The sequence below is a fragment of the Staphylococcus cohnii species complex 1663 genome, assembly GCF_041008415.1.
Lineage (GTDB): Bacteria > Bacillota > Bacilli > Staphylococcales > Staphylococcaceae > Staphylococcus > Staphylococcus ureilyticus.
Genome location: NZ_JBFDVL010000003.1, coordinates 218,113 through 232,179 on the forward strand (window position 1 = coordinate 218,113; position 14,067 = coordinate 232,179).

The following is a 14,067-nucleotide window of genomic DNA, read 5'->3' on the forward strand; positions in this document are numbered from 1 at the left end:
CTAAATTACCTTTTATAGAATAGTGACTTATTTTCTCATGTCATATATAGCATTTCGTTTTAAGCATCGTAGCTTGTCTGCGTTATTAATTTTATGATTTTTTTAGACGATTTCGAATTGATTTCTCAATAAATATTACTATCATACCAATAAACATTACTAATATTGTCATATAAAGTGGGAATTCAAAGTTAATATCGTATAATGTACCAGCTACTAATGGTCCTATAAAATTCCCCATGCTTGTGAAGGTCGAGTTTAATCCACCAGCAAATCCTTGGCGATTTCCAGCAATATTAGAAAAATAATTCGTAATTGCTGGTCGAATCATATCAAATCCAATAAATACTATAAAACTAATAATCATAATTGACCAGTAATTATGCATAAATGTCAACGCAAGTAATATAATTGCTGAATAAAGTAATGCATAAGTAATGAAAGTAAGTTCTTCAAAGTATTTCATAAACTTATCAAAGAAAAACACTTGGAATATCGCACCAAAAATGCCTCCACCAGTAATTGCAAAGGAGATATCTATAGGTGAATAGTGTGCTTTATCAGCTGTATATAAAGGGAATAATGTTTCGAACGCCGACAAACCAAATGCGAGTACAAGTGTTAAAATAACTGGAGTGAGAAACACTTTCCAATTTATTTTAGACAATAATTCAGGTTGATAATGTGTAAAACCATCTTGCGTTTCATTTTTTGGATTTTTAATTAAAGTGATAGATAATATAAGCGCTATCACACCGCTTGTACCAGCCACATAAAACGGTAATCTATGTGAAACTTCTGCTAGTAATCCACCTAAACCAGGCCCTAAAATGAAACCTGAATTAATGATTGCAGACATATAACCAAAATTCTTCGCTTTATCTCTTCCGATAGAAATATCAGCAATCATCCCTGTAACACCAGGCATAACCATTCCAGCACTAAACCCACCTAATATTCTAGAAACGATTAGTAGAGAAAACGTGTGGCTTGCGGCAAATAAGAATTCTGAAATCGCAAAAAGTGCAAGCCCAATACAAATAATTAATTTTTTACCTAATTTATCTGCAAGCGTACCACCAAATGGTGAAATAATCATTTGTGCGAGTGCAAAGACCGCAACAAGAATTCCTAGGTCACTACCTTTTAAACCTAAATCTTTTAAGTATACGGGTAACACTGGTACAACCAAACCGATACCTAAAAAGACTAAAAAGATATTAAAATATAAAATATAAAATTGTTTATTCACGTTTCTCACTCCATTCTTATACACATTTTTTAATCATCTTGTTTTGAATCGTTAATTTAGAGGAATGCACAATATTAGAACATTCTATAACATTTTCCTATAGAAAAACAATAGAAAAACTTACATTTTCAAACACTATTATACATCTCATAAATAATTAATTGTATAATGATATTAACGTATTAATTTGAATGGAGGTTTTCAAATGGTATATCAAGTAGATGGCAATACTATCGTATTAGTTCTAGAACAAGGTGAAGATATTATTGAAGCTGTAACGGATCTTGCTCGTGAGCAAAACGGTAAATTTGGAACGGTTAGTGGTATTGGAGCTTGTGACGACGTAGAATTAAATTTCTATAATTTAGAAACTAAAACCTATGAAAAAAAGGAAATTAAAGAACCTTTAGAATTAATTAGCCTGTTAGGTAATATTTCTCATATTGATGAAAAGCCGTTTGCACATTTACATGCAACTTTTGGTACTAACCAATATGAAACATTAAGCGGTCATTTAACAAAAGCAGTTGTATCTGCTACTGCAGAAATCGTCATTACAATGACAAACCTAGATATAAATCGTAAACACAATGCAGACATAGGCTTGAATTTATTAGACTTGTAAATTGTTGGTGTCCATTTAACAATAATGAATCATTAGTCCATAAAAACATTTACTGTGTTTAACTTCAAAAAATACAATTTATATATAGGCCAGGAATTATTTGTATACATTTAAACTATCTTAGTCAAAACACATGAACATTATTTGCTCTTGCTAAAGCATAAACGTTAATTTCTATTGAAATTAGATAGAAATTAACGTTTTTCTGTATATACATTCTTTTAATATTGCCAACTAGCACACTTCAATTATTTTTGTACTAACATTTATCGATTACCATTTTGAAACGTCTTGACGCTCTGAGTTTGAATTTGTGAGAAATTACAACTCCAAATCATACTAATAAGCTTTAAAAGTAAACAACCTCATCGCTCAAAAACGGAAAATTTAAAAATAATGTATATTAACTCAAATGCTTTATATTTACTTTGTTTTGAAAATAGCTATTTATGTATAACTTGTTTTTATTTTTAAAACGTTTTCAATAGGTTCGAATTATGTTTATAATTGAAATTTTCGTTTATAAATTGTATTATGAAAAATCACATTCGTAATTTTATATTGCTGTTCCCTTGATATTGAGCTTTTTGAGGGGATTTTTATTTGCTATTTAAAAATTAAACTGCTTGTCATTAACTAAACTTAGTCAATGAGAATATTAAAAATACATTTTCAAACAAAGTCGTATTTTTAACATTAGCTAAAACTGTACCCCCTAAAAATAATTATATGATCATGTGTGTTTATCACATATATAAATCTAAAAGGAAAGTAGGTGTAAGTATCGCCCCACGTTACATTGCTAGAACAATATTTTTAATTTTAATGATTATATCTATTTTCTTTAACCAATTTTATCAATTTATGACACTCAATCTATTTTTAGCATATATTCCATTTGAATTGTGCTTACTATTAAATTTATTTAAACCGAAATATAAATATGAATGGCCATTATTTATCGTTTTTGTACTTATATTTTTATGCATGGTACCCAATACACTATATATGATTACTGATTTAATACATTTAAATCAATTTACTTTTAATTTTTATCAAGGGCTAATCATCGTTGAATGGATGTATTTTACTTTTTTAGTTGCCGGTGTCTTGTTAGCCTTATATTTATTAATTTTAATGTTTGTAGAAATGGAAAATTTTACAACGCATCGTTGGTTAAATAGAACCATTATATTAATAATGATGTTTTTAAATGGCTTAGGTATTTATATCGGACGGTTCTTGCGTTTGCATTCTGTTTATATTATCAATGAACCACTTCGAATTTATAGAGAAGTCATCAATCATTTAGATTTTGATGCTTTCCTATTTGTCATATTACTGGTATTGCTTCAAGTTTTAATTTATACATTTGCGAAAGGAGTACAACATACAAAATGACTTTTAATATTTTAATTTTACTTATTGTACTCGTCGTATTTCAGCTAATTATTGGACATTTACTCCATGACATAGGATTTTCATACACAAAAAGCATTCTACTCATGTGTTTACCACTAGGTATCGGTTTATTTTATTTGCAATTATTTTATTACGAACGTAAATATCCTGATTGGCATGTTTCTATTAAAACAAAGTTAAGGTTAAAGTATATGTATATTTTAACTTTTCTTGAGTACGTTGCGGTGTATATTTGTATTTTCAGGATGTAATCACAAATTTAATTATATAACGAAACACCCACAGCAGACTTATTAGCCATGTTGTGGGTGTTTCTTTTTAAAAAAATTATTTATTTTTTAGCGATTGTTTTACTTGTTGAACAGCATTTGCTGAAATTTGTAATTGTTTTAATTCTTCAGCAGAAAGCTCGAGTTCTAAGATACGTTCTATACCATTTTCTCCTAATATTGTAGGGACACCTAAGCAAATATCAGAAAAACCATATTCATTCTCTAAATATGCAATAGAGGGTAATAAACGTTGTTGATCTTTTAAAATTGCTTCCAACATCGTATACACTGCTGAAGCTGGGGCATAATAAGCAGAACCAGTACCTAATAATTCTACTATTTCAGCACCACCTTTTCGAGTACGTTCAATAATTTGGTTAATAGTAGTTTCATCTAATAATTTAGTCATTGGTACACCATTAACATTTGTAGCATTAACTAACGGAAGCATGGTATCTCCATGACCGCCTAGTACTAATCCTTTAATATCTTTAATCGAAACGCCTAAAGCTTCCGCTATAAATGTTTGATATCTTGCAGTATCTAAAATACCCGACTGTCCAAGAACGCGTTCTTTAGAGAAACCTGATGCTTTTAAGACCGAATAGGTCATTGCATCAACCGGATTAGTGAGCACTATTATTTTACATTCAGGAGAATATTTAACAATTTCTTTGGTAACATCTTCCATTACTTGTTCATTTATTTTAACCAAATCATCTCTGCTCATTCCAGGCTTGCGTGGCACCCCAGCAGTAATCACAACAATATCCGAGTCTTTTGTATCAGCATAGTCTATTGAGCCTGAAACATTTACATCAAAGCCATAAATTGGACTACTTTGTAATATATCCAGTGCTTTACCTTTAACCTGTCCTTCATTTTTAGGTTGATCAATTAATACTACATCTGCTAATTCATGTTTAGCTATAATAAAAGCTAATGTAGATCCTGTATTGCCAGCACCTATAATAGAAACCTTTTGTTTTGTCATAATATCATCCCCTTATAATGATAGATAAGTGAATTGTCTTAGTATGCTTGAATTACATTTCTCAATTTATTTCGTTAGTGGGACTTATGCATGAATCTCAATCCTAGTCAACTTTGGCAAAGTGTGCACATACAATCAATTTGAATAAATTTAAGTGCTATCTCACACCATAAGATGTTAATAAGTAAACCATTCTTTAGTAGCTACTAAAATATTGTTCGAATTCGCAAAGCTTATGCTTAATTTTGCTTATGCTTTCGTTGACGTTTCAACCACTTCCAAATAATAAAAATAACTAAAATAATAAGTACGATATAAATCATTTTAGAGTAAATATCCATATAGTGCACAATCACATGCCAATTGCTACCAACTGTTTGTCCTAAATAAATTAAAACGATATTCCAAATCAATGTACCAATTGTTGTAAATAATAAAAACAAAGGCATATTCATGCGTGTTAAACCAGCAGGAATTGAAATTAAACTTCTTAAAAGAGGTACAAATCTACAGAAAAATATCGTCCAATAACCGTATCGCTCGAACCAATGCAGTGTTTTATCTAAATCACTTCTTTTTACTCGTATTATTTTTCCATAACGATCTACAATTTTATATAAATTTCTTTCTCCTATCCAAGCACCTATGCCATAAAGAGCAATCGCTCCAACAATAGATCCTACAGTTGATGTAAGTGTTACACCAATAAAACTCAAGTTTGAGTGTGTGGTCATAAAACCACCAAACGTTAAGATGATTTCAGAAGGTATAGGAGGGAAGATATTTTCTAAAAATATCAGAAAAGCAATTCCCCAGTAACCAAATTGTTCCATAAAATGAGTGATCCATTGCTCCATGTATACCCTCCTACTACTTATTTAGATTAAGTAATATTTTACATTATAGTAAATTATTTGATTTAGCATATAAATACATCGTCATTCCAAATAGTGCTAATGACATTAAGGTTAAGATAATTGCTAAGACCATCACACGTTTATAATGCTTTATAAACGCCACAAACAATATCCCACCATTGTATAAAAAGAACAAACCAAACAATGCCATCATGACATTTATGTCAGGATATATTATGTTTAATAAAGCAATTACTATTGCAAAACCTAAAAAAGGAAAGTTAATAAAATTGCGTTGAAATCTAAACTGATCTCTATGATGTTGTTCATTCTGAATACTCATGTTCTACGCTCCTTCTAATTAGAATCTAAGGAATATCATGACCTAAGGAAGCTGTATAAATATCAAACCATTCTTGGTCAGTTAACGTTATTGTCATACCTTGTAATGCTTCATCAATACGATTAATCTTTTGCGTGCCTAACACCGGCATAATTGAAGCTGGATGTTTTTTTAACCAAGACATTATAATTGCAGTTGTCGTAACGTTATACTTTTGTGCCAATGGAGATATAATCGCAGTGATTCTTGCTGATTTTTCGTCTTCAAGATCAAACAGTTTCCCTCCAGCCAACGGACTCCATGACATAATTTTAACATCATCTTTGTACATATAGTTAATGGTTCCATCTTCAATCGCATCTAATGTATAAGGAGAAACTTCTAATTGATTTAAAGTAATATGTAATTTATCACAAACTAAGCATTTACTTAATAAATCATACTGAGATTTGTTAAAATTTGACACACCGAACGATTTGATTTTCCCTTCTTTAACTAAAGATTTAACAGCTTCAGTGATTTCGTGAGGATCCATCAACGGAGATGGTCTATGAATCAATAATGAATCTAACTGTTCTACTTGTAATTGTTTAAGCGAACGTTCCACAGTTTCTCTGATATGTTTTTTACTGTGATCGTATCGATGTCCATTTGCTGTCGCCAAATGCTCTGATGGCAATACAATGCCACATTTAGAAACGATTTCAAGATGCTCACGTAGATTAGGTGATAATTTAAGCGCTTCTCCAAAAATCCCTTCACAACTATAATCACCGTATATATCTGCATGATCCATTGTAGTAATTCCACGCTCGACTAATTCATTAATATAGTAATTTAATTGTTGTGGTGTCCAATCCCAATCTTTTGCTCTCCAAAACCCTTGTATTACATTTGAAAAGGATACATGTTGGTTAATTTTCACTCTTTCCATAATGAATCAAACCCCTTCTTCATTACATTAATTTAAATTAGGTAAATTGTAGCATATCTAATTGATTTCGTAGTTGATTTATATCTAATTGTTCACCAATCATAACAATCGTTAAGGGTACTTCTTTATCAATCGTTTGATAATCTGGTAATCCAAACGCATATTGAAATTCATAAATATCATTAGGCATATCTTTAAATTTTACATATCCCTTTAATCTTAGAACATTATCTGGCAACCGTAAAATAAATTGATAAAATAATTGTCTATGAATAGGTCCTGAAAAATGATAATGTAGACGATTTATCCCATGATGATGATGTACATGGTTATTTATATTCATTTGGTTTCCATTTTCAACCAGAGCAATTTGATTCATATCCATATCTGCATATGTAGTAAAATATTTGGATGCTGTTGGATTAATTTTGCGGATTGCTTCATCAAGCTCATGTGTATGATTATCAATGAGATCCATTTTGTTCATCACTATGTCATGGCATACAGATAATTGTTCTTCCATCAATTGAATTGTATGGTTTGTATATTGAAAACGATTTAAGAAGCGAGGCCCATCCACCAAGCCTACTACTGTAGGTTGAGCGACTTGTTCAATAATTTCAGGATCCTGGCATGCTGCAATAATTTCAATTGGATGTGCTAAACCTGTCGCCTCAATTATTATATGGCGCATTGCACTTTTGCTTAGAAAATGTTTTAATTGTTTTATTAAATCTAGTTGCAAATCACAGCATACGCAACCATTTAATATTGACGCAACCTCAATATCATCGCTAATAGCATAGCTATCTATATCTAAATTACCGTATTCGTTTACGATTACACTTGGGTTTTCATTGTTTTTTTGTAAATATTTTACATATTTACTAAGAAAAGTTGTTTTACCACTCCCTAAAAATCCTGTGATAATCGTAATTCGGGTTTTTTGATTGTTAATATTTTTCATATACTCACTCATTTCATAAATAAAAATGTTTGCGTAAAACTTTAATTATTCTTATAATTAACCTTTCACTTGATAAAATGTTGACTTTCTTCTAAACTTTATACATACTTTATTTTAGCATGGCACAGTGTGAAAGTATGCTTGAGGAAGTGTTACACAACAATAGACGGATTCAAATCCGATAACAGAAAGAACAAAACGGATAGAATGTCTGGAGGAGAACTTTATGTCTGAACCACTTAATTTAAAGGATCAATTATGTTTCAGTTTGTATAATGCTCAAAGACAAGTAAATCGCTACTACTCTAACAATGTCTTTAAAAAATACAAATTGACATATCCACAGTTTTTAGTTTTAACAATCTTATGGGCTGACTCACCTGTTAATGTGAAAAAAGTCGTAACTGAATTAGCACTTGATACAGGTACTGTATCTCCATTACTAAAAAGAATGGAGCAAGTTGATTTAATTAAACGTGAACGTTCTGAAGTAGATCAACGTGAAGTGTTTATCCACTTAACAGATAAAAGTGAAGCAATTCGACCTGAATTGGACACAGCATGTCAAGATGTGGCAGTTGCATCTTCACTTAGCGCAGAAGAAAACAAAGAACTAAATCGATTACTTTCAAAAGTAATTAATGCCTTTACAGAAGAAAAAGCAAAATAATGCTAAATTCTAAATGTTAAGGTTAAACACTATGAAATTGATTAATTAAATATATTGATTTAAAGCTAGAGTCTAGGACATTATTGATTTGTCCTAGGCTCTAGTTTATTTTAAAGCCCCACTTCTCAATTTATTGAGTTAGTGGGGCTTATGCATGAGCTACAGCTCAGGTACTCCTTTATTCCACTTCCCAACTTGTTGGGTTAGTGGGGCTTATGCATGAGCTATAGCTCAGGTTTTCGCTTTAAATCTTTAACATTTTCCATTTACAAATCAAGTACTTATATTGCTGTCTTTTGTTAAAAAGTCACACTTGATTTAACGTGACCATTTGATATAAATAGCCTTTATTTGATAGTAACGATTGGTAATCTCCTTGTTCTATGATTTTACCGTCAACCATAACCACGATTTTATCAAATTTTGGTAGTAATCGTAAATCATGTGTTGCCACGATTAGTGTTTGAGATTGCTTGTGAATTTCATCCATCACATGATTCGTATGATAAATATCTAACGCTGTTGTAGGCTCGTCCAACACCCAAATCGGAGCTTCTTTCAATAATAATCTTGCAATACCTATTCGTTGAATCTCACCGCCAGACAGTGTATTACCTGAAAGTGTGATGTGTCTATCTAATTCAATGTGCGATAAACCTAGTGTATCAAAAACTTCTTTGATTACTGCATCATCTTTATCAGTAAATAAATTATCACGTACTGTACCATCAAATAACTGTTGTGACTGTAACAGAGCATTAATCGAACTGTATTTATTTGAATCTAAAAGGGTTGTAATATCTTGATTATTTATTAAAACCACACCATTTTCACTTTGATAAAGTCCCAATATTAACTGTAATAAGGTACTCTTACCTGAGCCAGAAGGTCCAATAATTGCTACATGTTCACCTTCATGCACCCGTAATTTCAATTCTTTTAAAGTGTAATTCGATTGATTCCAATATTTAAAATCAACATTTTTAACTTCTACGAAAGGTTGATGCACATCACTTTCTAGTGATAGTGGTTGATTGCCTTGTTGCATTGGGTGAGCAATAACTTCATTAATATTGCTCAATGCTTCATCCGTCTCGGCTTTATAATAAGCCACATTACTCATAGGGATTGCTTGTTCGAATAATGTTAACATCATCAAAACAATACTTGTTAAGTAAACAACATCTAATTGTTGATTTTGCACTTGTATAACACCTAAATATAAAGTTGCAAATAAAGCAATCATTGAAACCAGATTCAAACTATATTCATACAATGATAAGAATCGTTGCTCTTTTGCTTGTGCTTGTTCATACTGATTCAATTGATTTAACACCCGACGTTGATAATATGCTGTTTGGTCAAATCTTGTAAGTTCTTGATACCCTTCTTTATAATCGTAAAATTGATTTAAAAATTGCTCTTGTACACGATTAACATCTCTTTTTAATAATTGTGCTTTTTTCGCGCTTAACCAAGGGATTAAAACCAATGTTATCAACATACTTAAAAAGATGATAATTGCATGAACAAATGAAAAGTAAAACGTCACAACCATTGCAATCATCGCTGTTAAACCAATGACTACTGGCGGATAATAAACTCTTAAATAAATATTTTGTAGTGCTTCTACGCTACCAACCATGCGTCCAAGTAAATCACTTGATTTAAATTTTCTATACACATCTGGCACGACAGGTATAATATGTTTGAAGAATTGTACTCTCACATTTCTCAACATAGTAAATGTGGCTCTGTGAGACAGTAATCTTTCAATATATCTTGCAACAGCACGTATAAACCCAAACATTTTAACAGAAACAATTAAAACCATTAATGCAAACAATGGTGCCCCTAATGCACTTTGCGTCACCATATAACCACTCAAGAAAAACATGCTTAATGCAGTTAAACTGCCCAATATACCTACAATAATAGATAAAACCAAATCTTTATCTACCTTAAATTGAATATGTGGTCTCAACAAAAGTCACCACCTTTATACGCATTTTGCTCGATTACTTTTATAGCTTCAACGGAACCTTCATTAATTTTTATACGTCTATCTGCATTTTTTATTGTATGTTCTCTATGTGCGATGGTGATGATCGTCGTATTTTCAAACTTTCTGTTTATCACAGATTGAATGACATGCTCTGTTTGTACATCTAATCCCGTAGCAGGCTCATCGAATATCAGTACATCAGGTTGTAATAATAATAACCGTGACAGTTCAATTCTTCGCATCTGCCCTCCAGATAGCATCTCTCCACCTTCACCAATCCAAGTATCAATACCATTTTCTAACGCATTGACAACATGTTTTAAGTTAACATCGTCAAGCGCTTCTAAAATTTTATCTTTTTCAATTTTTTGGAACATTGTCATATTATCTCTTATAGACGCATTAAAAATATAGGGATGCTGACTCAAAAAACCAATTTTTAACTGTTGTTTATAAATAACAGAACCATATTGCGGTTTAAAATGTTGTGCTATAACTTGAGCTAAAGTAGATTTTCCAGCTCCACTTTTTCCAATTAATGCAATATGTTCCCCTTCATAAATACTAATGTTGATATCTTCCAAAGCATGTTGCTGTGCATCATTGTATTTATAATATATATGCTCAAGCTGTATTAATGGCTTTTGATAACTATTCGTTTGCACTTGTGGTTTCACATAACCTTCTTGTCGATCTAATAAATCGAAGACAACATCACTTGAGCCTTCACTTTGCTTTCCAGTATGAAAAGATTGACCTAAATCTTTAATAGCATTATAAAATTCCGGTGCTAATATAATTGCTATGGCTGCTGTTTTAAAATCTATACTATTAAATAATATTAATCCTAACCCCGCTTCTAAAGCAACAAGGCCAATTCCAAGCATACTGATAAACTCTAACATCAAACCTGATAAAAAAGCACTTCTTAAAATACGCATTGTTAAATTTCGAAAAGTCGTACTTTCTTCATATAAAGATTGTTCTGTAGCTTCTGTTTTATTAAATAGTTTGAGAGTAATCAAACCCTTTATTTTATTTAAAAATTGTTGGCTAAATTGATTTAAATAAGTCATTTTATCTTTTGACTCATCACGTGTTTTCAACCCAAAAATGATATAAAACATTGGTATAAATGGTGCTGTAACAATCATGATTAAAGCCGTGTTTAAATGTATGAAACACATTGCAATAATGATAAATAGTGGTATCATCATAGACTTAAAAACTTGAGGAAAGTAACTATTAAAGAATGGTGCTATACCATCTATATTTTCAGTCAATGTATTAATTTGAACACCAATAGGTTCTGAAGATTTATTTAAAATCAATTGACGTCGTAAATCATATTTAACGCGAGAAGACATACGATTACCTATCATTTGATTTATTGTGTTAAATGTCGCTCTTGCTAATAAAACAATTAATGTCACTAGTAGTAAAATTAACAAATCTTGATGTGTATGACGTAACATTGCATTTAAAATTTCTGCAATAGCAATGTTCTGAATGACTACAGTTATCGCTAATATTGTACTGATTACAAACATTAATATCGGATAAATTTTATATTTCATCGCTAAACTTGTTAATCTTTTCACAAATATCACCTGGTTCATATTATAAATGGAATGTATTAAAATGAAACGAATTGGCTCAAAAATTAATACATTTTTATTTACTTAATTCATATTTTTGCCATAATTATAATCAAATGATTGAATGCTTTAAATTCAAAAGTAAAAAACAAACTTTTTATAATTATATAATTAATAAATTATAAATAAAAATTTGCAAAAAGAAGTTTGACTTTCTGAATAAAATTTACAATAATTTATCTTTTATCTCATTTAACTGAAGTAAGTACTTTTTCTCTCAGTCTTTAGTCCAAAATCTTATTTATCTATGGCACTTTATAATTTTAATGTGCTATTATTATAAAATGAAAATGAATAAACTATAATCCATATTATGAAAGTAGGTTAATTATGATATTGCTTGAATTGATAAAAGGAATCATTCTAGGAATTGTCGAAGGATTAACTGAGTTTGCACCTGTATCTTCTACTGGACATATGATTCTTGTAGATGATATGTGGTTAAAATCAACTCAATTTTTAGGTTCAGAATCTGCGTTTACCTTTAAAATTGTAATTCAACTCGGTTCTGTATTCGCAGGTGCCTGGGTATTCCGTGAACGTTATTTTGAAATGTTACATATAGGGAAATATAGATCTGAACCTATCGATGGCATCGGTCAAAAACCTAAACGCTTAAACTTACTACATATTATCGTTGGTATGATTCCAGCAGGTATACTTGGTTTAATGTTTGATGATGTTATTGAAAAATATTTATTTAGTGTCCCAACAGTCATGATTGGATTATTTATCGGTGCAATATATATGATTATTGCAGATATATACAGTAAAAAAGTTACGAATCCACAAACTGTAGACCAAATTAATTATTTCCAAGCTTTTGTAATTGGTTTATCCCAAGCTATCGCTATGTGGCCTGGTTTCAGTAGATCTGGTTCTACAATTTCTACAGGTGTGCTCATGAAAATGAACCATAAATCTGCTTCTGATTTCACATTTATTATGGCAGTTCCTGTAATGTTAGCAGCAAGTGGTTTATCTCTAGTCAAAAACTTTGAATATATTCATTTAAATCACATCGGTTTTTACTTCCTAGGGTTTATCACAGCATTTATCGTTGGTTTAATTGCCATTAAAACATTCTTATTCTTAATTAGTAAAATAAAATTGATTCCATTTGCTATTTATAGAATTATATTAGTCATTATTATTGCAATCCTTTACTTTGGTTTTGGTATAGGTCAAGGAATCAGTGGACAATAAAACGGTTAGAGGCTGAGACAAGTAATTTGTCCAGCCTCTTCTTAAATTTCATGTCCAAAATTGCAGAAATAATTTCCATGAAAGTACGTGTATTTACCGTTTATTATGATGTATTATGGGGTAATAAGTAGATAGTATAAAATTATTGGAGGCAACGAGTATGGACAAAAAGCAATTAATTAAAACAATCATCACAGTAGCGCCTGTGTTTTTAGTACCGTTAATCGTTGAACGTAAACGTATTAAAGATCATCCAGATGTTAAAAAAGCTAGTGATGCAACTGCTAAAGCTTCAAAAACCGTAGCAAATAAATCTGTTCAAATTAAGGATACAGTAGTAGATAAATCTGCAAATGCAAAAGATTATGTTATTGATAAAAAACATAATATGGATCAAAAACGAGAATTAAAACGTATTGCTAAAGAACATGATCCTGCTTACATTGAGAAAAAAGGCGAAAAACTTGAAAAAGAGAATCGTAAAGAAGCAGACAAAATGAAGAAGAAATTACAAAAAAATATTGATAAACGCCACAATGAAGAAGAAAAAAAACGTCAAGATAATGAAAAACAACGCATTCAATCTATGAAAAAATCTAATAAACATATGGAAAAAGTTGGCATGACACCAGGAAAATTAGACAAAGAGACAGAACAAAAAGGCGAAAAACTTGAAAAAGAAAACCGCAAAGAAATAAATAAATTCAATAAAAAATTACAAAAAAATATTGATAAACGTCATAAAGAAGAAGACAAAGCTCGCGAAAAAAATAAAAAAGACCGTTTAGCGGAGTTCAAAAAATACAAAAATTATGTTGCTAAAAGCATTGTAAAGCAAAACAATGAAGAAAAAGGTAAATAA

At 30.7% G+C, this 14,067-nt stretch carries 14 protein-coding genes; 6 read left to right on the forward strand and 8 right to left on the reverse strand.

Translation table 11 applies throughout. The annotated features are described in order from the left end of the window. Positions 1-91: 91 nt before the first annotated feature. Positions 92-1,252, reverse strand: a complete 1,161-nt coding sequence (gene norA / locus AB1J10_RS04855; protein WP_369003028.1) for a multidrug efflux MFS transporter NorA — start codon at positions 1,250-1,252, stop codon at positions 92-94. 205 nt (positions 1,253-1,457) lie between these two features. Between norA and AB1J10_RS04860 the strand changes: the two genes are divergently transcribed. From AB1J10_RS04860 to AB1J10_RS04870, 3 genes are all read left to right on the forward strand, one after another. Continuing rightward, positions 1,458-1,877: a PPC domain-containing DNA-binding protein gene (locus AB1J10_RS04860; RefSeq protein WP_064209540.1), complete on the forward strand. Its 420-nt coding sequence runs from the start codon at positions 1,458-1,460 to the stop codon at positions 1,875-1,877. 735 nt (positions 1,878-2,612) lie between these two features. Beyond that, complete coding sequence (locus AB1J10_RS04865) at positions 2,613-3,278, forward strand: DUF1361 domain-containing protein (RefSeq protein ID WP_081338792.1); 666 nt, start codon at positions 2,613-2,615, stop codon at positions 3,276-3,278. Beyond that, on the forward strand, positions 3,275-3,550 hold the full coding sequence (locus AB1J10_RS04870; protein WP_046207370.1) for a hypothetical protein: 276 nt from the start codon (positions 3,275-3,277) through the stop codon (positions 3,548-3,550). The genes AB1J10_RS04865 and AB1J10_RS04870 overlap by 4 nt, the downstream gene beginning before the upstream one ends. Positions 3,551-3,626: 76 nt before the next feature. Here the strand turns inward: AB1J10_RS04870 and mdh are convergent, their stop codons facing one another. From mdh to AB1J10_RS04895, 5 genes are all read right to left on the reverse strand, one after another. Continuing rightward, the gene (mdh, locus tag AB1J10_RS04875) at positions 3,627-4,565 is read right to left on the reverse strand and encodes a malate dehydrogenase (RefSeq protein WP_070039027.1); all 939 of its coding nucleotides are present in this window, start codon (positions 4,563-4,565) and stop codon (positions 3,627-3,629) included. 239 nt (positions 4,566-4,804) lie between these two features. Beyond that, positions 4,805-5,422, reverse strand: a complete 618-nt coding sequence (locus AB1J10_RS04880) for a DedA family protein (protein ID WP_070039025.1) — start codon at positions 5,420-5,422, stop codon at positions 4,805-4,807. Positions 5,423-5,465: 43 nt separating this feature from the next. Then, complete coding sequence (locus AB1J10_RS04885; protein ID WP_064209544.1) at positions 5,466-5,765, reverse strand: hypothetical protein; 300 nt, start codon at positions 5,763-5,765, stop codon at positions 5,466-5,468. A gap of 25 nt (positions 5,766-5,790) precedes the next feature. After that, complete coding sequence (locus AB1J10_RS04890) at positions 5,791-6,699, reverse strand: aldo/keto reductase (RefSeq protein ID WP_046207366.1); 909 nt, start codon at positions 6,697-6,699, stop codon at positions 5,791-5,793. Between the two features lie 37 nt (positions 6,700-6,736). Then, positions 6,737-7,666, reverse strand: coding sequence for a CobW family GTP-binding protein (locus AB1J10_RS04895; RefSeq protein WP_070039023.1), 930 nt, complete (start codon positions 7,664-7,666; stop codon positions 6,737-6,739). Positions 7,667-7,892: 226 nt separating this feature from the next. On the opposite strand from AB1J10_RS04895, the gene AB1J10_RS04900 reads away from it, so the two are divergent. Next, complete coding sequence (locus tag AB1J10_RS04900; RefSeq protein WP_046207364.1) at positions 7,893-8,336, forward strand: MarR family winged helix-turn-helix transcriptional regulator; 444 nt, start codon at positions 7,893-7,895, stop codon at positions 8,334-8,336. A 307-nt stretch (positions 8,337-8,643) separates the two neighbouring features. Here AB1J10_RS04900 and cydC read toward each other — a convergent pair whose 3' ends face one another. Continuing rightward, entirely contained in the window at positions 8,644-10,320 is a 1,677-nt protein-coding gene (gene cydC, locus AB1J10_RS04905) for a thiol reductant ABC exporter subunit CydC (protein WP_369003041.1), read from the reverse strand. Further along, positions 10,317-11,942, reverse strand: coding sequence for an ABC transporter ATP-binding protein/permease (locus AB1J10_RS04910; protein ID WP_070039018.1), 1,626 nt, complete (start codon positions 11,940-11,942; stop codon positions 10,317-10,319). The genes cydC and AB1J10_RS04910 overlap by 4 nt, the downstream gene beginning before the upstream one ends. Positions 11,943-12,329: 387 nt before the next feature. Here AB1J10_RS04910 and AB1J10_RS04915 point away from each other — a divergent pair, with 387 nt between their 5' ends. Together AB1J10_RS04915 and AB1J10_RS04920 are read left to right on the forward strand one after the other, a co-directional pair. Continuing rightward, on the forward strand, positions 12,330-13,205 hold the full coding sequence (locus tag AB1J10_RS04915; protein ID WP_046207361.1) for an undecaprenyl-diphosphate phosphatase: 876 nt from the start codon (positions 12,330-12,332) through the stop codon (positions 13,203-13,205). A gap of 160 nt (positions 13,206-13,365) precedes the next feature. After that, positions 13,366-14,067: a hypothetical protein gene (locus tag AB1J10_RS04920; RefSeq protein WP_046207360.1), complete on the forward strand. Its 702-nt coding sequence runs from the start codon at positions 13,366-13,368 to the stop codon at positions 14,065-14,067.